The following is a 22,490-nucleotide window of genomic DNA, read 5'->3' as shown; positions in this document are numbered from 1 at the left end:
GAGGATTTGTATAATTTATAATTATACCTTCTGCTTTCTGTTTTTTGCCTTCATTGGAACTTTTAATAATGTCAAAAAAACTGGAATTGCCAGAGCAAAATATTGAACTTCGGCGCAATATTTTGGAAAAAACCGAGTTAAACTCTGCCTTAAAAACTGAAGACAAAACTCTTGTTTCGGGAAAGTCAGACAGTTTAAAAAACGGTGAATTAGCTGACAGTCAAGGCAAAATTTGGGCGATCGTTTCGCTGTCTGCGGCGCTGCTAGCGGTGTCGCTGGCGGCGATTTTTATTAGGTTTAGCGAACGGGAAATCAGCCCGAATGCTACTGTTTTTAACCGTTTGTGGATAGCAACTGTGGTATTTGGAGTATGGAATGGTGCTGATGCTGCACGCCGCCGAATGTCTGGGGCAAAAGTTGAAGAGCGATCGAGCTACACTCTGCAGGATGTGATGCTGTTAACAGCCGTAGGCGTGGTTTCTTCTGCTTCTTTGGGTTTCTGGGCCTGGTCACTGACTCAGACTAATGTCGCTAATTCTACTGTACTGCGAAACTTAACTCCTTTATTTACTACTTTGGGGGGATGGCTGCTGTTGGGGCGGCGCTTTGACAGCAGGTTTTTGGTGGGACTGGCGGTGGCTTTGTCTGGCGCAATTGCGATCGGAATGGACGATTTGCAAACGGCGGGAGACAATCTAGTCGGCGACATTACTGCTCTTTTATCGGCGATTTTTTATGCAGGAAATCTGCTACTTTCAGAACATTTGCGAACAAAGTTTCCGGCGACAACTATATTGATGTGGCGCTGTTTTATTGGTAGTCTCTTGGTTTTGCCACTGGTTCTGCTGGCGGGCGATCGAGTTTTCCCTTATTCTTGGCAGGGATGGCTGGCTGTAATTGGTTTGGCGGTGATTTGTCAAGCTTTCGGCCAGGGACTGCTCATCCACAGTCTCGGTCGTTTGTCGTCGGGATTTGTCGCTCTTTTTCTGCTGCTAGAACCCGTGATTACTGCGATTATTGCCGGGGTGCTGTTTGCGGAAAGTTTGAGCTTGTTTAATTGGTTTGCATTCTCCGTAGTTTTGGCGGGAATATATTTGGCAAAATCTAGCAGTTCGGCAGATAAAAAATAAAACACACAGGAAATAAACTTAAATGGTTGCAACATCAATTAGCCTGAATCGCTGGCATTATGACTTTAGTTTGCTGCGTCAATATTTGGAGGTGCTGTTTGCTAAATTGCGGATTGCTGTGGTGTTCGGCGGGGACTGCGATCGCCCCGGCTCAGTGATTTACAAAACTCACAATCCCCGCGCTTGGAAGAGTTACGAAATCGTCGCCCGCGAAATTGCTACAGCATTAGCAGAAATTGGCTTTCAGCAAGTCTTTGTCATGCCTGACGACATGAACTTACCGGAACAACTAAAACAAAAAAATATCCATTTAGTGTGGCTGAATACTGGCGGAGTCCAGGGATACAATCCTGTTTGTCACACTCCCGCATTGTTGGAAATGTTGGGAATGCCTTATGTCGGTCACAATCCTTTAAATAGTTCAACTTTAGATAACAAACACGCTTTTAAACGGGAACTGCAATCAGTCGGAATACAAACCGCTCCGTTTATTACTTGGCATCCTTCTCAAGGGATTTTGCATCCTAATTTGCATCAGCGTTTTGCCATTGCTTTTGGTGACTATCAAGGGCCGTTTGTTGTTAAACCAGTATCCGGTCGCGCTTCGCTGCACGTTCATTTTGTAGACAAAATTGAGGGTTTGTCTGAGGCGGTTTCGGAAGTTCACCGAGCCACTCACAATACTGCTTTAATTGAAAAGTATTTGCCGGGACGAGAATTTTGTGTGGCGGTTTGTGGCTATGTTAAATATGCTAAAGGCGGTTTTGGTAAAGATACAAAACCTTTTGCTTTTTCGACGGTGGAGCGCGTGCTTGAGCCTGACGAACTTATCTTTACTTCTATGGACAAAAAAGCGATTACGGCAGATCGAGGACGGTTGATGGGCGGTGAGGAACCTGAACTCAAACAAGAGTTAATTGAGTTAGCTAGAAAAATTTATTGGGAGTTTAGTTTGAACAGTTTGGTGCGGATTGATGTCCGCAGTGATGCTGATGGAACGCTTTATGTTTTGGAAGCAAATCCCAAACCGGATCTGAAACATCCAGGGGAAAATGTGACGAGTTTGGTAGCTTTAGGTTTGGCGGAATACGGGATGAGTTATAACGATTTAATTTTTAGTTTATTGGCGGATAGGTTGGATTATTTGTTGACTCAGCATATCGAAATTATTCCTCATATTGTGGATTTGCTGCATTAATCGGACTTGCAGGGCGGGCTGCACCTTACCTGTAAACAAAAGGGATTTGTAAAGAAATATAAATTGTCGAGAAAAGTCAACACAGGCTGGCAAGTTGTGATAGCTTTGAGTAAGATCGCGATTTGTGGATGTCCCTTTTTTGGTCATAATCAAAATCCCTCAATTTATATTAATTAGATAAAACACATGGAAGCATTACTTTTATTAATAGGATTTGGAGGCGGGGCATTAGTCTGCTGGCTAATTTTGAATAAGCGAAATTCACGCAATTTGGTACGGATGCAGGGTTCGCAGGAGGCGATATCGAATTTGGCTGCTCAGTTGGATGCCAGAACTTCGGAATTGCGGCAAAAGGTGCAGAATGAAAATCAGCTAAATTCTGAATTGTCTCAGTTACAAAGTCGGTTGGAAACTGTGACTCGCGAGCAAGAAGTGTTAAAAAATCAAGTGTCGGAAATGGAAGAATTTTTGGCAGGAATTGCCCAGGATCGATCGCAAATTGATACTCTGATTGCTGATTTGCAGTTTCAGCTAGAAAATGCTCAACAAGCTGAGTCTCAGTTAGCAGAAGTGGCAGAACTTCAAGAGCAGTTAGAAGTTGCGGATCAGGAGCGATCGCAACTTAACGCTCAATTGCTGGAAATGCAAGCAGAGTTAGAGGCGGTTGATGCAGAACGTTCTCAATTTCACGCTCTGCTGTCGGAATTTGAAAGTCAGTTGGAAACGGCTAGCCAAAGCAGATTGCAGGTACAGTACCAGTTGTCGGAAACTCAAATTAAGTTCGATCGCTCGATTCAAGAGCGCGAGCAACTTCAGTCTCAACTATCTGGTTTGCAAGAGCAACTGCAATTAGTCGAAGCAGAGCGATCGCAATTTACTTCGGAATTGTCAGAGCTACAAGCTCAATTGGAGAGTGCAGAGCAAGAACGCAAAACACTCAACTCTCAATTGCAAACCGCTCGCCAACAAGCAAAGCAACCTCCATTGGAATTATTAGAACTGCAAAGACAGTTAGAAGCAGCTAATCTGGAGAAAATGCAGTTAAACTCTCAACTTCATGAAGTACAACTTCAATCCGAAATGGTTGTTGTAGAGCGAGAGAGACTGCTGTCTGAGTTGTCAGAATTGGAGTCTCAGATACAGCGCAAGGAGGAAGATAGCTCGCAACTCCAGTCTCAGTTATCAGAACTGCAAGCTGAATTAGAAACTGCTAACACAGAACGCTCCCACCTTTATTCTCAACTGTCCCAATTGCAAAGTCAAATCGAGACAGCAAACCAGATCCCTACTCAACTTCAATCTCAAGTATCGGACTTAGAAAATCAGCTAAATAGCCTGCATCAAACTCGCTCTGAATTAGAAGTTCAGCTAGAAACTGCTAACACCGAACGCTCGCAACTTTATTCTCAACTCTCGGAAATTCAAAGTCAAGCCGAGACAGCAAACCAGAATCAAAATCAACTTCAATCTCAAATCTCGGAGTTAGAGCAACAGTTAGAAACTGTGCGTCAAAGTCGCTCTGAATTGGAATCTCAGTTCAATTCTCAAATCTCGGAATCCCAAAGTCAAATCGAGACAGCCCACCAGAATCAAAATCAACTTCAATCTCAAATCTCGGAGTTAGAACACCAGTTAGAAACTGTGCGTCAAAGTCGCTCTGAATTGGAATCTCAACTCACTTCTCAAATCTCGGAATCCCAAAGTCAAATCGAAACAGCTAATCAGAATCAAAATCAACTTCAATCTCAAATCTCGGAGTTAGAAAATCAGATAAATAGCCTGCATCAAACTCGCTCTGAATTAGAAGTTCAGCTAGAAACTGCTAACACCGAACGCTCGCAACTTTATTCTCAACTCTCGGAAATTCAAAGTCAAGCCGAGACAGCAAACCAGAATCAAAATCAACTTCAATCTCAAATCTCGGAGTTAGAGCAACAGTTAGAAACTGTGCGTCAAAGTCGCTCTGAATTGGAATCTCAGTTCAATTATCAAATCTCGGAATCCCAAAGTCAAATCGAAACAGCTAATCAGAATCAAAATCAACTTCAATCTCAAGTATCCGACTTAGAAAGTCAGTTAGAAAGTGTGCGTCAAAGTCGCAGTGAATTGGAATCTCAGCTAACTTCTCAACTTTCGGAATTCCAAAGTCAAACCGAGACAGCAAATCAGAATCAAAATCAACTTCAATCTCAAATATTGGAGTTAGAAAGTCAGTTAGAAAGTGTGCGTCAAAGTCGCTCTGAATTGGAATCTCAGCTAACTTTTCAAATCTCCCAATTGCAAACTCAAATCGAGACAGCAAATCAGAATCAAAATCAACTTCAATCTCAAATATTGGAGTTAGAAAGTCAGTTAGAAAATGTGCGTCAAAGTCGCTCTGAATTGGCATCTGGGCTAGAAACTGCTAACAGAGAACGATCGCACCTTTATTCTCAACTCTCGGAAACTCAAAGTCAAATTGAGACAGCAAAGCAGAATCAAGCTCAACTTATATCTCAAGTATGCGAGTTAGAACATCAGCTAGAGACAGTTTATCAAGAACGCTTGCAGCTAACATCGCAACTTTCCGCAGCGGGCGATCGGCAATCTGAGCATTTTGAGTCGAAGTCAGGGAAAATTAAAGCATCTACTTCAGATACCAAAGTTGGGAAGAGTCAAGGATTTGTTGTTTCTCAGCAGGGTCAAGGCGATTATACTACTATTAGCGAAGCGCTGAAAAATGCAGCACCGGGCACGCGCATTGACGTGCATCCAGGCGTTTACCGCGAAAGTCTAATTATCGACAAATCGGTAGAAATTATCGGCAGCGGAGAGGTCGATCGCATTGTGGTTGAAAGTATCAGCTCAAACTGCATTAAAATGGCAACTGACAGTGCTTTAGTGCGCGGTTTAACGCTGAGCGCCACTGGGAAATATTACGCTGTAGATATTCGCAAAGGCGAGTTAATCATAGAAGACAGCGATATCACTTCTGCGGACTATTCTGTGGTGGGAATTTGCGGCCCTGATGCAAATTCGATCCTCCGTCGGAATAAAATTCATGATGGGGTATGGAACGGAATTTTTATATCGGATAATGGGAAAGCAACGGTGGAAGATTGCAGTATTTTTGACAACGGCAGTTTGGGAATAGGTGTCGGATTGGGAGGGAAATTGATCGTGCGCCGGTGTCGGATTAATGGTAATGAAGGTGAGGCGATCGCCGTTTACAGAGATGGCATTGCTACCGTGGAAGATAGCGATTTAACGGGCAATGCTGGGGGTGCTTGGCGCATTGCAGATAACGGATACTTGAACAGCAAAGGCAATCAAGAATAGAAGAAGGAAGTTCGGCAACGGATTCGCTCGACGGATGTAACGGATGTAAAGGATAGAAGGAAGAGGGAAGAAGGCAGAAGGAAGTTCGGCAACGGATTAGCTCGACGGATGTAAAGGATAGAAGGAAGAAGGAAGAAGGCAGAAGGAAGAGGGAAGAAGGAAGAGAAAAGAGGGAAGAGAATTCCCAATTAGCGATTCCCAATCCCCGATTGCCAATTACCAATTATCAATTATAAATGCCTAACAATCGAGCTGGATTGTGTTTCATCATTAAATCAATTTCCTGCGGAGAAATGCCTTCATCTATCAATTTTTTCACAAATAATCTGTAACCTTCCGCAGGCAAAGGATCGGGTTTCCTTCCTAAATCCGTGCTCATCACAAAATGCTCTGCTCCTATTAGTTTAATCGCTGCTGCCATCTTACTAATAGAAACTTGATGCCAGTTTTTGTGTCCGTCATCAGCGGCATTTTCTCCCATCAAATCGTTCACAAATGCGAGTTCTAAGAAAGCTCCGGTTGCGGCGGCTGTTTGCATATTTTCTAGGGACAAACCGGGTACATCTGCCATTGCATGGGTAATCAGAATGTTCTTAATGTTGAGCAGGTTGGCTTCAGCTACAACTGCCATCACTTCTTCTGAGGAAATATGACCGGTTTCCAATACCAAATTCTCTTGGGCTACAATCTTCAAAACCGCTGCTGTTTCCGGTAAAACCTTGCCATTTTCCGCAACTTTAATCCCCATTCCCGACTTGTGAAAAACCTGCAAGTGATGCTCAGCATCAACCGTTGGTAGCCACACTACTTTACCGTATTTGCCACCGATGCGGTGCATTGCTTCTACAGCGTCGGGATTAATGCCGCCTACCGAATGATTGAGAACAACTCCTCCGAAAACTTCGATTTTTGGTACTATTTTATTAACCAGAACTGCCCGCGCTGCTGTGCTGGCATAATGATTTTTCAATACCACAGCTTTCATCTTCGCCCTAGCAGCTAATTTCGCTACTTCAAAATCGTCTAATCTACGGGGAATCGCATCAGGAGAAGAATGAATGTGAAAGTCGATCGCACCTTCGATCGTACTCTTGGGCAAATTGATTATCGGCGGATCTGCGACAGCATAAACTGGCAGACAAAACCAATAGCAAACCATCCAAACAAACGTTAAAAAAACAGCTTGCATTCCTCCCCTCTGCGTTCTCTGCGCCCTCTGCGGTTCATCCCCTCTTAATCCTCTCAAATAAAAGATTTAACCACATTTGCCAAAGCTTCAGCATTCTCTTCGTGCATACCCAAAGAACCGGGAATAACTCGCGATTCAACACCCGGTAATTCCGTTAATGCTTCCATTTCAGCCTTGGATTTTGGCGGCGCATTTTCAGCAATTACAACCATCACCTGCACTGCTAATTGTTGAAATTTATCTGTAAATTCCGATCGCACTTTTGCCGTATCTAAACCACCAGTCACAAAGGCAGCGGAACCGTATCGAGCACCTGGTTTTTGCGTCACTTGCCATTTGTTTTGGATGAAATCTGGCGTGACTTTAGCTGCATCGGCGTAGACGTGGCGGCGGTACATAAAACTGAGGAAAGACGGCGCAGTGTTTAGTTTGTAGAGGAATTGTCCCAGTAAGGGCGATCGTACTAATTCTCTCACGATTCCGTGCCAGCCGCTTTGCTGTTTGCTCATCGTCGGCAAAGGCCCGCGCCAAGTCGGTGCTGCTAACACAATCTTTGACCAAACATGGGGTTTTGATTGCGCTAATTGCATCACATAACTCGCAGCGTGACCTGCTGCAACTACAGCCACCGGACTATTAAAATTTTCCGCAACAAAATCCTTGAGAAATTGATGATATAATTGCGGTTCATAGTCGGTTCGCGGGCGATCGGATTCGCCAAAACCCGGCCAATCTAAACTCATAACTTGAAAGTTAGAAGCTAACAATTCTGCTAAAGGACGCATTTCTTCTCGCGTCGAAACCGTACTGAATGCCGGCAGCAACAATACAGGATTTCCCTGCCCTCTGGTTTCGTAAATAACTTTGATTTGGGTTTCTTTCCAATTCCACAGATATTCTTGAACTGCGGCGGAATACTGGCCAGAATTGGATTTTGTTAAATTTGTAGTTTGAGTCATGGCTGTTTATTCTTTTAATTTTCTTCTGCTTGCTTGCTCAATTCACAAGCAAGAGCCTTATTTTTCATCATTTGAAAGATGTTGAAAAATCCGTTAGCGCGGGAAGGTGTAAGACTCACATTCAATCCCGTGTCTTGAATAAAATCTGGGGTAATGGTGACAATTTCAGCAGGCGTTAATCCGCTCAAACCTTCCACCAGCAAGCCAACTAATCCTTTGACTAACTGAGCGTCTGAATCGCCTTGATACAGAACTTTTCCGTCTGCCAAATTTGCGGTAATATAAACTTGCGACACGCAGCCAGAAACTTTGTTTTCCGGCAGTTTATCGCTTTCGGGAAATGCTGGGAGTCGCTTGGCATACCACAGCAGTTGTTCGTAGCGTTGTTTCGGATCGGAATGTCGCTGAAAGCGCTGAACGATTTTAGCTAAAGCAGCAGGTAGCGCGGTGTTTGCAGACATGATTCACTCGTAGCGGTTTACTTCGTTAATATTATACCTTCGATTGTAGCAGGAAGGGCGATCGATTTGAGATTTTAGATTTGAGATTAGGACTTACGCATGAGATAGTAGGGACACGGCAATGCCGTGTCCTCATGGTTTTTTAAGACACGATCTTAAACTAAACAACTGTTCAGGTGTTCTCGAATTTGAGCGATATCTAAGTTGCGGCCGATGACTACGAGTTGATTCTTAGGTGCGGTAAACCATTCCGAAGCATCTAGTTCGTATCTGGGGCCGCTGAGTTGAAATATGTGTCTCATCGGACTGTCGTTAAACCAGAGAATTCCTTTTGCCCGAAATACATCGAAGGGCATTTTTTCCGTTAGAAATTCTTGGAATTTGTGGACATCAAAAGGTCGATCGCTCTCAAATGATAGTGAAATAAATCCGTCGTTATCTAAGTGATGAGATTGATGTCCGTGATGGTGGTGTTCGTGATGATGTTCGTGATGGTGTTCGTGTTTTTCCTCAATTTCAAGACTGTTGAAAATATCTGCTTGCGTTAAACCCACACCCAAAATTAAGGGTAGAGGAACTTCACCGTATCGAGAGTGTAAAATTCTCGCTCCTTCCTTAACTGTGCGAATGTAAGATTCTAACTTTTCTACTTTTTCTGGAGGAGCGAGATCGGTTTTGTTCAGCAGCACAATATCTGCAAATGCCACTTGTTTAAAAGCTGCTTCGCTGTCAAAATGATCGGGAGTGAATGTTTCGCTATCGACTACGGTAAGTACAGAATCTAGATTGGTTAAATCCCGCAATTCTGTGCCGACAAATGTCAGGATAATCGGCAGCGGGTCAGCAACTCCGGTGGTTTCAATTACCATGCAGTCGATGCGTTCTTCTCGTTCTAAAACTCGGTAAACTGCATCGACTAAGCCTTCGTTAATAGTGCAACATATGCAACCGTTGCTAAGTTCTACCATGTCATCCTCTGTAGAAAATAGAAGCTGCGAATCGATGTTTATATCGCCAAATTCGTTAACTAAAACGGCTACTTTTAAGTCTTGGCGATTTTTGAGTATTTGATTGAGTAAAGTAGTTTTTCCACTGCCGAGAAATCCGGTAATTATAGTTACTGGCATCCCTCTTTTGGGAAGATCGGCAATTAAATCTGGGGTTTGTACGGTGAGATTAGTCATTGTTATTCGTTGGTTAATTGTAGAGACCTTGCTGTTAATTTGCCAAGCCGATCGCACCTCATCGCTGACAGCCCGGTGCGATCGCCTCTGCTAAGATACGGGCGATCGAGCCGATCGCGCGCCTTTTGTTTGATAATCATTCTCATTATACGTGAAAATGCGGTTGGCGCGCAAGCTCTACAATTACAGATCGGTGCAATATCTCCGATCGAGCGTTAATCTGAAGAGCTTACTGTAGTTAACGAGCGCGATCTATCCACAAACAGGAGAATATATGGTATTTAGTAACTAGCCGGATTGTCTCTTAGGAGTTTGGGCGATCGCGCAGAAATAACTATGTAAAAATGTTATTTATCTAAAAGCAAAGCGGTATAATATATTGTGAAAAAAATCTGGCTAAAATATCGAGTTTTTCAGGCAGTTGTCTTCTTAGGATTGGGTTTGCTATTAACCATCGCGCTTTCGCTTTCTTTTGGTGCGGTACCCATGAGTGCCGATCAATTGTGGCAAGCATTTCTGCACCGAGGTGATACTGTCAATCAAACTATTTTATGGGAATTGCGTTTGCCCAGAGTTGCGGCAGCGCTGACGGTTGGTGCGGCTTTAGGAATGTCGGGGGCTTTGCTGCAAGGTTTGCTCCGCAACGGTTTAGCCGATCCTTTTGTATTAGGAATTTCGGCGGGTGCAGGGTTGGTTGCGATTACCATGCTGACTTTGGGAATATTTCAAACTTGGGTGCCTTTGGCGGCTTGGATAGGTGCTATTTTCACTTCGATGCTGGTCTACTTTTTGGGCAAAACTAAAACGGGAATTTCTGTGGAACGTTTGGTTTTAGCAGGTGTGGCTGTGAGTTCTCTTTTTGGGGCAGTACAAACTACACTGTTGCTGTTAGCTGAAGACAGCCGCTTGCAAGCTGCTTTGAATTGGTTAATCGGTAGTTTGAACGGTCGCGGTTGGTCGGATTTGCAGGTGGCTGCACCTTATATTTTGGCTGCTTTGCTGTTAGGATGTTTTTTGGGGCGATCGATAAATTTGCTGGCTTTGGTTTCTCTAAAAGTGAGAAAGCTAAAGGCATTCCAAAGCCCGCAGCGATCGGAAACCTGGTTTTTGAGCCTGACTCCCAATGCTGTCGGATCGCCATCAAGAAGCTAGATCCAGAGGTGGCAAACCGCGCAACTGTCGCAGCGAGTTGATACACATCTGACAGTCGCAGCCAAACAGCGCCACCGCCTCATCGCTTTCTGCTTCCGAAAAATCCAGCATCGCCACCCGTTCTTCACCCGGGCGCTGCCAACTGATTCTTACTTTAGAATTAGCAGCAGCAGACTTGCCAGAAAGCCGCACGCAACTCAGGCGCTGAGTGTGGGGCGATCGCACGCATTGAGGCGAATCAGCCGATTGGGCTGGTATTTCGCCAATTAGAGCGGGATTGGCGATCGCGCTCATAGACATCACAGATCCAAACAGCGTCGGACTTACAAGTAAAGTGAGGAGCAATCGATTCATTTGTCGTCCTTAAGAACTTTAACGTATACAATAGCCGATTATCTGTTGCAATTCAACAATGTATTCGTCCGACATCAGTACGATTTGCCGTTATTAAGGCTTAAAAGCCGAATATTTGCCGCCCAAACTTTCAACAATTATCCGCGTATTAGCAACTAGCATTTTCTGATAAGTATCACCTTGGCTCCCGATTTTAAGATTTGTTGCAATTTGAGTAAATTTAGATAGCCAGTGATAGCAAATTCATCCAATGCGGGTAAACTGATTTCAGCAAGGACAACTCGAAGCAGCGAACAAGTTTACCTCAAAAACCAAGTGGGGAGTGATGAGTACAGTTTTAGTGGTGGAAGATTCCCGCAGCCAGCGCGAGTGCATTTCACATCAGTTGAGATGCAGCGGATTGAATGTAATTCAGGCATCAGACGGTGTGGAAGCGCTGGATAAAATCGAGAAAAATTGCCCCGATTTAGTATTATTAGATGTCATAATGCCCCGTCTCGACGGCTACGGGGTTTGTCGTTTCATTAAAGCTAATCCCGAAACTCGGAACATACCGGTGGTATTTTTAACAGGCAAGGGACAGCAGTTAGCTTTATTTGCGAGGTTCCAGGGCGATCGCGCCGAGGCTTATGTTAGCAAACCTTGGCAGCCGAGGGAACTTTTGGCAACAATCAAAAAAGTTTTGCTCAATGCTAATATTAAGTTCGATCGAGCTTCAGCCGACGCTTGGACAGAATACGGTATTTTAAACTTAAGTACAGTCGAACTGTATCAAAGCCATGCCGATGCTTGGACAAAATACAGTTCCCAAATTATTAAATTGTACGATTCCAGCTTAGCAGCTTTCGAGCAAGCTTTGGCAATTGAACCGAGTCACTCAAATGCAAACAAGTATCGCAACCGAGTCCAGACAATCCGGGCAACTTTGATGAAAAAATTAGAGCAAACTAAACCTTGCAAAGTCTGTGATTATTATTACGGTAAGGATGGCATCACTTGTGCAGTGCATCCTGCTGGCCGCCCTCAAGAAGTGTGTCGCGATTGGGAATTTAATTAAAAATGAAAACAAATAACCGCGCTTACTTGGAAAAGTTGCTGCAAGAAAGAAACGAACATCCCGAAAGAATGGCGGAAATTGATGCGAAAATCAATGAAACTTTTCGCCAAAATTACGCAATTTTAGTAATGGATATGTCAGGATTTTCGCGCACGACAGTCCGCTACGGAATTATTCATTTTTTGGCAATGATTCACCGAATGCACGGAATTGTAAAACCGATAATTTCCGAATACAGCGGCACTGTAGTTAAGGAGGAAGCCGACAATATTTTTGCAGTTTTTCCCGATGTAAAATCGGCGGTGGAAGCTGCGATCGACTCTTTGAAACAAACGGCGGCTGTCAACACGACACTGCCGCCGGAGATGGACATTTACCTCTGCATTGGTATTGGCTGTGGCGATGTTTTGATGCTGGAAGGAGAGGATATGTACGGATCTGAATTTAATCTGGCATCCAAGCTGGGAGAGGATTTGGCGGAACGCGGAGAGATTTTGCTGACCTCAGCAGCCTTTGAAAAGTTGGAAGGTGACAAGCAAGATTGGGAAAAAGTGGAACTTTCGGTTTCAGGTTTGGAATTGGTGGCGTACAAGCGGCTGTAATCGGGTGAATTTCTGTTGTCTTCTCGTTCTTCGCCCTGCTGGAAAATGAGAACATGGCTTGTGCCAGCCTTGACTCGAAACCCGGTTTCTTCGCAGATATCGGGCGACTAAGGATCGCGAATTAAATAATTTACACTCTTGAAAGTGGGGAGTAGGGGATGGGCCTGAAAGCCCGCCCTTTCTGGACGGGCTTTCAGGCCCATCCCACAAGAACCATCACGCATTGTAAGTTATTTAATTCTCATTCCTAAGCCATTTTGGTATAAACCAGGTTGATGAGGCTATATTCTTAGAGAATATGGAGTTTAAATAAAATTTAAAATTAGATGATTGAGGAACACAAAACTTGGCAATCTATTAATTTATCCGCTATTGGACAGCGGCTGGCTTGGCTGCAGCAACAGCCAGACAAGGTTATTTTTTGCAAAGAGTCTGGTGTTCACTATGTTGCAGTCACAAAAGAGCGATCGCACATTAAACTATCTTTAGTAGAAAAAGTAAATCAGCACACAGATTTACTGCAATCTGTATTCGATTTCAACAATCCTTTACATCTAGTGTCTGAATATACTCAGGCGATGATGTTGGGTTTAGTGTGGCAAAACCAACCTCAAAGAATCTACATAGCTGGTTTTGGCGGCGGCAGAATTCCCTTAGTGTTGCACCACTATTTGCCGGAAACTGTTATAGAATGTGCGGATGTCGATCCGATCGCGATCGAAGCAGCTACACAGTGTTTTGGGGTAAAATTGGACGATCGTCTAACTGTAACAATTCAAGACGGCAGAGAGTATTTAGAGCAGCAAAAATCAGATACTCAATACGATATCATCATGATCGACGTAGCTTTTGGCAACGGCTACTTTCCGCATCGCCTATCCACCAAAGAATTTTATCAAATCTGCGAAAAACGCTTGTCAAGTGAGGGAGTTGTGCTGGTAAATCTGCTGCAAAGAGATGAGTTTTATGCGGAAAAAATCAAGACTTTTCAAAGCGTATTTTCCCAGGTGTGCGTGTGTCCGTGGAAGGACATTAACACTGTTTTGATTGGTAGCAACAGCGCTATTTTAGAGAAGAATGAGATTGTTGCTAGGGCAAAATATTTGCAAGATGGCTATCAATTTTCATTTCCATTAACAGAAAGAGCGCGGGAAGTAAAATTAGGTACAGAATTGGCGGAAGCTGTACCTAATTTATATCGATCTCAAATTTTGCATGACGATTCGCCGCCCGCTGGTTATTTTGATTGCTGGTTATTCTGATATCTATAATAAGTCCGGGTTTACTCTTTGTGGAACAGGCATCTTGCCTGTTGCTAATAGGAAGTTGAGAGCACCCAGGGATTGAAAGAGACTATGGGATAAAATTGCCCTCAGAGTGCGATCGGATATAACCATCGACAATAGGGCAACTGACGACACAACATTGCCGTTTCCCTACGCCAACATAATCAATCTTCCTCGATAAGAGATATAACCATCGCCCGATTTATTTTCGGGAAACCGCACAGCGTCGTCTCCTGACTGTAGGTAATATCAATTCCGATGCCACCGGATTTGATATAACTGCTATTTCATACATTCAACCATCTGCTGTTCCAGCTTAGCCAACAATGTATCAACATCGGTTGCAGCTTCCTCAAAACAAACAGGAGGTTCAGGCTTAGGTTCAAAAAGAATCAACTTAATTTGACCTTCCCCGATCGCCAAAATCGCCACTTCCTTCTCAGGCTTGTGAGCGTTCAACACACCTACAACTTCCTGAATATGACTTTTTACTTGACGGTTCAACTCCTCAACCGCCTCTTTCTTACAATACACAAAACGCGCAGTTTCTGCAATATCAATTGCCAAAATCTCCTCGCTTTCTTCTCCCCTTTCCAGAAATAGCCCCCAAGCCAAAGCAGCCAATTCATTTTGATTAGCTTTCACAAATTTATCTAATTTCCGACTCCAGCTATTTTCGTTGGGTTTGGACTCAGGGCTATCAAATAGAAACATTTTCTCTTCTTGCTTGTAGAAACTAATATTTTGCAGTCAGTTGTCAGTTAGCAGTTGGCAGTTGGCGGTTGGCAGTTGGCTGTTGACTGTTGTCATTAGTTACCCATGCCCAAAGGCCCATCCCCAATTACAAATTAGCAATTCCCAATTACCCAAAACCGCTGCGTTTCTATCTTATACCAGATTGCACGCGCCAGAGCGCCGCATAAATTCCGTCCTGTTCGATCAGTTGTTCGTGCTGCCCCGATTCTACCACCAGCCCCTCTTCCATGACACAAATGCAATCGGCATTGCGGACAGTAGAAAGACGGTGGGCGATCGCAATTGTAGTGCGATTCTTGGTAATTCGTTCGAGCGATCGCTGAATTGCCGCCTCAGTCTCGTTATCCACCGCTGAAGTAGCTTCGTCAAGAATCAAAATCGGCGGATTCTTCAAAACAGCCCTCGCAATTGCAATTCGCTGTCGCTGCCCCCCCGACAACTTTTGACCGCGTTCCCCTACAATAGTGTTGTAACCGTCCGGCAATTGCGCGATAAACTCGTGCGCTTCGGCAATTTTCGCAGCATTTACTATCTCTCGATTGCTGGCCTCAAAACTGCCGTAAGCAATATTTTCTGCCACCGTACCGTGAAACAAAAACACATCTTGACTCACCAATCCGATCGCTCTCCGCAAATCTTTTAAATTCAGGCTATTTAATTCTATACCGTCGAGATAAATATTGCCATGCTGTACCTCGTACAGCCTCAATATTAGTTTCACCAGCGTACTTTTACCGGAACCTGTCGCCCCAACAATCGCAGTAGTTTTTCCCGCCGGCAGATTCAAAGAAAAATACTGCAAAATCGGTTTTCTTTGATTATAAGAAAACGTAACATTTTTAAATTCCAACTCACCCTTAATCGAACTAACCGGCCGCCGAATATCACCCGTGCGAATTGCGATCGGAGTATCCAACAAATTCATCACCCGATTAGTCGAAGCCATGGCGCGCTGGTATTGATCCAGAGTATCTCCCAGGCGAGTCAGCGGCCACAACAACCGCTGGGTCAAAAACACCAAAACGCTGTAAGTTCCCACAGACAACCGGCCCGCCACCACCTCCAAACCCCCCAGAAATAGTGTTGCAATAAACCCCAAGAAAATCACAACCCGAATCAGCGGAATAAAAGCAGCCGAAAGTACGATCGCCCGTCGGTTGCTTTGGCGGTAAGCTTGGCTTTGTGTTTCGATGCGCTGAATTTCATAATCTTCGGAAGTAAAACTTTTAATAGTAGTAATTCCCATCAAATTATTCGACAGTTGCCCGTTCAGAAAACTCACCTTTTCCCGCACATCAGCATAGAAAGGAGCGAGGCGATTTTGAAAGGCGATCGAACCCCAAATAATAAAAGGTATCGGCAGCATTGACAGCCCAGCAACAAGAGGAGAAGCAGCAAAAAAAGCCGCCCCAATCACAACAACCGTTGTCATTACCTGAATTACCTCATTAGCGCCGTCGTCTAAAAAACGTTCGAGTTGATTGATATCATCATTGAGAATAGAAATCAAACCGCCCGTGCTGCGTTCTTCAAAATAAGCTAATTCTAATTCCTGCAAATGACTGTAAGCTTCCAGACGCAAATCGTGTTCAATATCCTGAGCCAAATTGCGCCACAAATAATCATAGGCATATTCAAAAACAGATTCCAACGTCCAAACAATCGCGCTCAAAAGAGTGATAATTGCCAGTTGCCAAAAGACATCTTTTATGCCCCATTGAGCGAGGATAGAATCTTGCTGTTTCACCACCACATCAACGGCAATACCGATTAATGCTGGCGGCGCTAAATCAAAGAATTTATTCAGCAGCGAACAGATACTTGCCAGCCAAGCTTTCAGGCGGTAGCGGCGCCCGTATTTCAGCAGCCGCTTGAGGGGATGGACAGGTTTTGATGGATTTGGTGATGCTTGAGAATCATTCATAGGGCATGGGGCATCCGAAATAGGGCCGAGAATTAGAAATTAGTAGGGTGATCGGCGCGCACCTTACCTTTGTTTAATTGTTAATTCTCAAAAGCCCGGTTCCTAGGCTTTAAACGTTAACACTCGCTTCATTTTAGCGACTACACCAACTATTTGCGCCTCAATCTGAACGTGAATTACTGGTTGAATTGGCTGGTAAATTTTGGATCACAAGTTGTAATTCTGTCTCGCTTGTTGAGTCAGCTTCAACTTGTGTTCGAGACTTTGCCAATTTTCGGCTGCGATATCGCTGATAAACTCGTCGAGACTGTCGCGGTAAATAGAGAGCGATCGCAATAATTCCTCTCGATTGTACTTTGCCACCATCACTCCCAGTTCGGGATTGCCACCCCCCACCCGGCTCGTGTCCCGAAAACCCGAACTCGCCAAATGTTGGGCTAAATTAACAATATCCCGATCGCCCTCTCGATCGCACGCAGCAACCAGCGTCGCGCTCGCCATCAGCGGCAAATGAGAAATCCAAGCCACAGCTCGATCGTGCTCTTCCGGTTCACATCGGTAAACTTTAGCACCCAGCAACCGCGCAATTTCCTCAACCTTATCCACAGCAAACGCCGGCGTTTGGGCAGTCGGCGTCACCACATAAGGCCGGCCCACAAACAAATCAGGTACCGCAGCCTCGATTCCGCTTTCAGCAGTCCCCGCCATCGGGTGTCCCCCTACAAAATTCGGCCACAGAGAAGACACAGCCTGCACTATGGGTGTTTTTACGGAACCGACATCGGTTACAATAGTATCAGGGGAAAGATAGGGCACCAAGTCTCGGACGATCGGCTCGATCGACCCCAGTGGCGTGCAAATAAAAACCACATCGGCTGCTGCAATCAGAGACAGGTTTATGCTGGCTTCATTGACAACACCGCGAGCTTGCGCCCGATCGCAAGTCTGCTGCCGACTCGAAACCCCCAAAACATTAAACCCGCGCGATCGCAAATCCAGCCCGATCGAGCCACCAATTAAACCCAGTCCGACAATACCGATATTCATAGCAATAAAATGGGGATATTTGATACGGTGCCGCCCCCATGACAGTCGAGGAACTCCTGAAGAAATATGCCGCCGGAGAAAGAAACTTTGCCGGAATCAACCTGACTGAGGCCAACCTCAGCGGCGTCAACTTGAGCGGAGCCAACCTCAAGGGTGCGAATCTGAGTGTAGCAAACCTGAGCGGAGCCAACCTCAGCAAAACCAACCTCACAGGTGCAAAACTCAACATTGCCAGACTCAGCGGCGCCCATCTAGGCGGCGCCGACCTCACCGACGCCGACCTCAACGTCGCTTACCTAGTGCGAGTTGACCTCAAAAAAGCCATACTCATAGGAGCCAAACTGATCAGAGCCGAGCTCATTCGAGCCGAACTCAGCGGCGCAAACCTCAGCGGTGCAAACCTCAGCGGCGCCACCCTCACCGAAGCCACCCTTCGAGGAGCCAACCTCGCTCAAGCCAACCTTCGAGGCGCTCACCTCAGTGGCGCGTGCTTGACAGAAGCCAACCTCGAACAAGCCAACCTGCAAGGAGCCGACCTCAGCCGAGCCGACCTCAGCGGCGCCGACTTGCGAGGCACAGAACTGAGACAAGCCAACCTAACTCAAGCCGTACTCAGCGGCGCCGACCTCAGCGGCGTCAATTTGCGCTGGGCAATCCTCAGCGGTTGCAATCTCCGCTGGGCCGACCTGAGCGAAGCAAAATTGAGCGGTGCCGACCTCAGCCGAGCCGACCTCTGCCACGCCAACTTGCTCAATGCCAGCTTAGTTCACGCCGACCTGACAAATGCCTATCTGATCCGCGCCGACTGGATTGGAGCCGACTTAACCGGAGCCACCTTAACCGGAGCCAAACTCCACGCAGTTTCGCGACTGGGCATCAAAACCGAAGGCATGACCTGCAAATGGGTCGATCTGAGCCCCAACGGCGACCACAGCCAAATTTACTGGTTGAACTCAGGAGGAACCCACGAATTTTTTCACGAAACCTTGCCCACAGTTCGGATTGTAATTGACTCGCCCTTAGACCAAGGCGCTCATTTTGCGCTAGCAGCAACTTATTACCAAATTGCCCAACAATATCCGAGTTTAAGTCAGCCTCCCACGATCGAAGTCAGCTCCAGGCGCACCGTACTCGCCTTTAAAATGGACAGCGACGATAAATTATTTGCCACCGCTTACGTTGCCATCATTCCTTTTAACGACGCTGCCATAACTCAAAAAAACCTAATAGCTTTGATGAAAATGATTCAATCCCACGATGCAGGCAAACTTAACGTCAAAGAATCTAAACACGTTCAGTTATGTAGCAAAGCTCTCAACCAAGCTATCAGCAAAGTAGACCAAATCAAAATTTCCAGTTCTTTTCCAAAAATCGGCGAAAGCATCAATTTCTTTCAAATTCCCACACAAATGATCTTAATTAATTCCCGCGACCAAAGACTCAGCGTATATCACCACCCAGCCTTCGGCAAGCGCCTGATTAAAAAATACGACCCAAGTAACTCAACCTCTGGCAAGTTAGCCGAGATAGCAAAATTGGCTCAAACTAATATCAGTAGCATTTTGGATTTTATAAAAGGCTTCCACAATATAGATGTTTAAGCATATTGCATCAAGTTACAGAAAATGCTTATTCTAGTTTAAAGGTTGGCACAACAAAGCTTTGTTCTAGCTAACACATCAGGGAAATTCAAAAGCATGGATGCCGAAGAACTCATCACAAAATATGCAGCAGGAGAAAGAGACTTTACTGCAATCCTCCTTTGCGAGGCAAATCTCAGCAGGATCGATCTCAGCGGGGCTAATTTCAGTGAGGCAATCTTAAGCCTCACCAACATGAGTGGCACCAATTTGTCAAACGCCAACATGAGAAAAGCCAAACTCAATGTTGCCAGACTCAGCGGTGCCAATCTGCACAAAGCCAACCTCAGCGGTGCTATCCTCAACGTAGCTAACTTGATTAGAGCCGACCTCAGCGAAGCCCAACTCGTCGAAGCTACACTGATCAGATCCGAACTGATTCGAGCAAACCTCAGTAGTGCCAACTTGACCGGTGCAAATCTCAGCGAAGCAGATTTGAGAGAAGCAACCCTCAGAGAAGCCAATCTAGAGCAAGCCGACCTCAGCGGGGCTCACCTTAGAGGCGCTTCCCTAACAGCGGCCAACTTGGAACGGGCCAACTTGCACAGAGCCGACCTCAGCAGGGCAGACTTGCGAGGAGTCAACCTCTGCAATGCCGAACTCAGACAAGCTAATCTTTCTCAGGCCAACCTCAGCGGCGCTGACTTGCGAGGCGCTAATCTCCGGTGGGCTGACCTCAGCGGGGCGAACCTGACCGGCGCTGACCTCGATGAAGCGAGATTGAGCGGGGCCAACTTGTACGGGGCAAATTTGAGCAATGTCAATCTCTTGAACGCTACTCTGGTACACGCGGATTTGACTCAAGCGAATTTGATTCACGCTGATTGGGTAGGCGCTGATTTGACGGGGGCGGCCCTGACGGGGGCAAAAATTTACGCGGTGTCGAGGTTTGATGTGAAAGCAGATGACATTACCTGCGATTGGGTTGACCTCAGTCCTAACGGCGATCGCAGCCACATTCAGCGCTTTACCCCAGAAGAATCTCAAAGGTTTTTCAATGCTACACCGCCGACAGTTCAAATTATTGTCGATCGACCCCTCGACCCCGATGCTAACTTTGTCCTTGCAGCTACCTACCGCCAAATTGCCCGTCAATACCCTGCTTTGAACCATCCTCCCAGTATCGAAGTTAATTCTCGACGCACAATCATATCATTTAGAATAGAACAAGACGAGCAACTATTTCCCACAGCTTTCGTGGCGATTACTCCCTTTAGTGATGCAGCATTTACTCAGAAAAATTTAATGACTCTGATCAAAATGATTCAACCCCAAAGTGGTAATAACCTGGGTGTCAGAGTCTCAAATATGGTAGTGCAATTAAACGTTGCCCTGACCCAAACAATGAGAAAAATAGGGGAAATGAAAATTCAGCCGATTCGCCTCGATCGCGAACCGATGTCAAGTTTTTTCCAATCGCCTACCCAAACTGTACTGGCCAACTCCAGCGCCGAAAGTTTGATGATTCACTATCACCCAGATTTTGGCAGAAACTTGACCAATTTGCCTGGAGTCAACAAAACCTCTATCAGTCCTGCAATTAAAGCCCAAAGATTTACCACCCCGCCGCTAAATACTGTCATTGAGTTTGTCAAAAGCTTTTATCAGCTCGGTGAGTAAATACTATAAATGAATTTGATATTATTTCTATTTATGCCATAAAAAAGTTAGCCGATTGCCATTTCATTCAGGTAAAAAAAATGGAAGCTGAAGAACTGCTCAAACGATTTGCAATCGTCAAAAGATACACAGAAGGTGACAGAGATTTCACAGGAATCAACCTGAATGAAGCTAATCTCAGCCGCATCAACCTCAGCCAATCAATTTTAAGGCGGGCTAGCTTATTTGTCACCAACCTCAGCGGCGCTAATTTGAGCGACGCTAACTTGAGCGAAGCTAACCTGAATGTGGCTAGACTCAGCAGTACCAACCTGTCGCGGGCAATCTTAAACGGGGCGACTCTCAACGTAGCAAACTTAGTCAGAGCCGATTTAAGTGCAGCTCAATTAATCCGAGCATCCCTGATTAGAAGCGAATTAGTCCGCTGCGAACTCAGCAAAACTAACTTCAGCGGTGCAAACCTGACTGAAGCAGATTTAAGAGAAGTAAAACTGACGGAAGCTAACCTGTGCGGTGCTAATCTTTCCGGTGCAAATCTCAGAGGTGCTTCGGCTGCTTCAGCTAACTTTCAAGAAGCTAACTTACACGGCGCAGATTTGACGAAAGCAGAACTTAGCGGCGTCAATTTGATCAATGCTGATATGAGACAAGCTTCTTTGCAACAGGTGAATCTCAGCAGTGCCAATTTGAGCGGAGCTAACCTCAAATGGGCTGATTTGACGGGAGCAAACCTCAACGGCGCGGATCTGAGCTTTGCTAAATTAAGCGGAGCTAACCTTAACGGAGCAGATTTAAGAAATACTAATTTAGCAAGTGCTAGTTTCGTTCACGCTGATTTGACAGAAACAAATTTGATTAAGGCAGATTGGGTAGGCGCTGATTTGAGGGGAGCAACTTTAACAGGAGCAAAACTGTATTTGGTTCCTCGATGTGGCATCATCGCAGATGATATTACTTGCCAGTGGGTTGACCTCAGCCCCGCAGGCGATCGCACTCAGATTCAACAATTTAATTCGCCGTCAGAATCGATAAAATTTTTAAGTCACACGCCTGGGTTAGTGCAAATTGTGGTTGACGCACTTTTAGACTACTCAGCAAACAGCACTTTAGCCACAGCTTACAGCGAAATAGCTCGGCATTACCGGGCAATGATTTTTCCTCCTAATATTGAAGTCGGCTACCGTCGCACAACTCTAACTTTTAGATTTGAGAGCGATGAGCATTTATTGCCAGCAGCTTTTTTAGCGATTCTTCCTTTTAAGGATGCTCTACAAACTCAGAAAAATATTATGATTATCGGCAAAAATATCGAAAGTCAAAATTTGGAGGAAAAACGAATATTGCAGTTGCGTAAAGCATTGAGTACAGCTACAAATAAATTAAATGAGTTGATGAATTTGGTCTCTAATATATCACAAGTGAGTCAGCCAACAAAGTTTTTTGAGTCACCTACCCAAACTATTTTAATTAGTTCGGGACAGGAGAGTTTGATGGTGAATTCTCACGGGAATTTTGGGAAGGGAGGTGCAACTCATCAGGAGAGTAAATTCTGTTTGCCTCTCGGTCAAAAAGTAGTTGATTTTCTGGCCAGTTTTGATTATGTTGATTGAGGA

At 45.1% G+C, this 22,490-nt stretch carries 19 protein-coding genes; 10 read left to right on the top strand and 9 right to left on the bottom strand.

Annotated elements, in window-relative coordinates; all coding sequences use genetic code 11:
• Positions 1–68 precede the first annotated feature (68 nt).
• The 3 genes from QT984_RS01205 to QT984_RS01195 all read left to right on the top strand — a co-directional run bounded on the left by QT984_RS01205 (position 69) and on the right by QT984_RS01195 (position 5,646).
• Positions 69–1,130, top strand: a complete 1,062-nt coding sequence (locus tag QT984_RS01205; RefSeq protein WP_333263092.1) for a DMT family transporter — start codon at positions 69–71, stop codon at positions 1,128–1,130.
• Between the two features lie 22 nt (positions 1,131–1,152).
• The gene (locus tag QT984_RS01200) at positions 1,153–2,328 is read left to right on the top strand and encodes an ATP-grasp domain-containing protein (protein WP_333055808.1); all 1,176 of its coding nucleotides are present in this window, start codon (positions 1,153–1,155) and stop codon (positions 2,326–2,328) included.
• A 186-nt stretch (positions 2,329–2,514) separates the two neighbouring features.
• On the top strand, positions 2,515–5,646 hold the full coding sequence (locus QT984_RS01195; RefSeq protein WP_333055807.1) for a right-handed parallel beta-helix repeat-containing protein: 3,132 nt from the start codon (positions 2,515–2,517) through the stop codon (positions 5,644–5,646).
• Positions 5,647–5,872: 226 nt separating this feature from the next.
• Here the strand turns inward: QT984_RS01195 and QT984_RS01190 are convergent, their stop codons facing one another.
• From QT984_RS01190 to QT984_RS01170, 5 genes are all read right to left on the bottom strand, one after another.
• Complete coding sequence (locus QT984_RS01190) at positions 5,873–6,835, bottom strand: DUF6282 family protein (RefSeq protein ID WP_333055806.1); 963 nt, start codon at positions 6,833–6,835, stop codon at positions 5,873–5,875.
• Positions 6,836–6,888: 53 nt separating this feature from the next.
• Complete coding sequence (locus QT984_RS01185; protein ID WP_333055805.1) at positions 6,889–7,794, bottom strand: alpha/beta hydrolase; 906 nt, start codon at positions 7,792–7,794, stop codon at positions 6,889–6,891.
• Between the two features lie 14 nt (positions 7,795–7,808).
• A complete protein-coding gene (locus QT984_RS01180) occupies positions 7,809–8,255 on the bottom strand; it encodes a SufE family protein (RefSeq protein WP_333055804.1) in 447 nt (148 codons plus the stop codon).
• 155 nt (positions 8,256–8,410) lie between these two features.
• The gene (locus QT984_RS01175) at positions 8,411–9,439 is read right to left on the bottom strand and encodes a GTP-binding protein (RefSeq protein ID WP_333055803.1); all 1,029 of its coding nucleotides are present in this window, start codon (positions 9,437–9,439) and stop codon (positions 8,411–8,413) included.
• 2 nt (positions 9,440–9,441) lie between these two features.
• Positions 9,442–9,585 carry a hypothetical protein gene (locus QT984_RS01170; protein WP_333372879.1) on the bottom strand — a complete coding sequence of 48 codons (144 nt, stop codon included), beginning with the start codon at positions 9,583–9,585 and terminating at the stop codon, positions 9,442–9,444.
• A gap of 235 nt (positions 9,586–9,820) precedes the next feature.
• Between QT984_RS01170 and QT984_RS01165 the strand changes: the two genes are divergently transcribed.
• Positions 9,821–10,591, top strand: a complete 771-nt coding sequence (locus QT984_RS01165; protein WP_333055801.1) for an iron ABC transporter permease — start codon at positions 9,821–9,823, stop codon at positions 10,589–10,591.
• On the opposite strand, the gene QT984_RS01160 is transcribed toward QT984_RS01165, so the two are convergent.
• On the bottom strand, positions 10,580–10,945 hold the full coding sequence (locus tag QT984_RS01160) for a hypothetical protein (protein ID WP_333055800.1): 366 nt from the start codon (positions 10,943–10,945) through the stop codon (positions 10,580–10,582). The genes QT984_RS01165 and QT984_RS01160 overlap by 12 nt on opposite strands.
• A gap of 325 nt (positions 10,946–11,270) precedes the next feature.
• On the opposite strand from QT984_RS01160, the gene QT984_RS01155 reads away from it, so the two are divergent.
• The 3 genes from QT984_RS01155 to QT984_RS01145 all read left to right on the top strand — a co-directional run bounded on the left by QT984_RS01155 (position 11,271) and on the right by QT984_RS01145 (position 13,866).
• Positions 11,271–12,002, top strand: a complete 732-nt coding sequence (locus QT984_RS01155; protein ID WP_333055799.1) for a response regulator — start codon at positions 11,271–11,273, stop codon at positions 12,000–12,002.
• Between the two features lie 2 nt (positions 12,003–12,004).
• Positions 12,005–12,604, top strand: a complete 600-nt coding sequence (locus tag QT984_RS01150) for an adenylate/guanylate cyclase domain-containing protein (protein ID WP_333055798.1) — start codon at positions 12,005–12,007, stop codon at positions 12,602–12,604.
• Between the two features lie 326 nt (positions 12,605–12,930).
• Entirely contained in the window at positions 12,931–13,866 is a 936-nt protein-coding gene (locus tag QT984_RS01145; RefSeq protein WP_333055797.1) for a fused MFS/spermidine synthase, read from the top strand.
• A gap of 306 nt (positions 13,867–14,172) precedes the next feature.
• Here QT984_RS01145 and ccmS read toward each other — a convergent pair whose 3' ends face one another.
• From ccmS to QT984_RS01130, 3 genes are all read right to left on the bottom strand, one after another.
• Complete coding sequence (gene ccmS, locus QT984_RS01140) at positions 14,173–14,604, bottom strand: beta-carboxysome assembly chaperone CcmS (RefSeq protein WP_333055796.1); 432 nt, start codon at positions 14,602–14,604, stop codon at positions 14,173–14,175.
• A 169-nt stretch (positions 14,605–14,773) separates the two neighbouring features.
• The gene (locus QT984_RS01135; RefSeq protein ID WP_333055795.1) at positions 14,774–16,570 is read right to left on the bottom strand and encodes an ABC transporter ATP-binding protein; all 1,797 of its coding nucleotides are present in this window, start codon (positions 16,568–16,570) and stop codon (positions 14,774–14,776) included.
• A 207-nt stretch (positions 16,571–16,777) separates the two neighbouring features.
• Positions 16,778–17,617, bottom strand: a complete 840-nt coding sequence (locus tag QT984_RS01130) for a prephenate/arogenate dehydrogenase (RefSeq protein WP_333055794.1) — start codon at positions 17,615–17,617, stop codon at positions 16,778–16,780.
• A gap of 38 nt (positions 17,618–17,655) precedes the next feature.
• On the opposite strand from QT984_RS01130, the gene QT984_RS01125 reads away from it, so the two are divergent.
• The 3 genes from QT984_RS01125 to QT984_RS01115 all read left to right on the top strand — a co-directional run bounded on the left by QT984_RS01125 (position 17,656) and on the right by QT984_RS01115 (position 22,487).
• Positions 17,656–19,218 (top strand): pentapeptide repeat-containing protein, encoded by a 1,563-nt coding sequence (locus QT984_RS01125; protein ID WP_333055793.1) that lies wholly within the window; start codon positions 17,656–17,658, stop codon positions 19,216–19,218.
• Positions 19,219–19,314: 96 nt separating this feature from the next.
• Entirely contained in the window at positions 19,315–20,877 is a 1,563-nt protein-coding gene (locus QT984_RS01120) for a pentapeptide repeat-containing protein (protein ID WP_333055792.1), read from the top strand.
• 80 nt (positions 20,878–20,957) lie between these two features.
• On the top strand, positions 20,958–22,487 hold the full coding sequence (locus QT984_RS01115; RefSeq protein ID WP_333055791.1) for a pentapeptide repeat-containing protein: 1,530 nt from the start codon (positions 20,958–20,960) through the stop codon (positions 22,485–22,487).
• The last annotated feature ends 3 nt before the right edge of the window (positions 22,488–22,490 follow it).

The organism is Microcoleus sp. Z1_B2 (assembly GCF_036700325.1).
Lineage (GTDB): Bacteria > Cyanobacteriota > Cyanobacteriia > Cyanobacteriales > Microcoleaceae > Microcoleus.
This window is presented reverse-complemented; position numbering and strand designations above follow the sequence as displayed.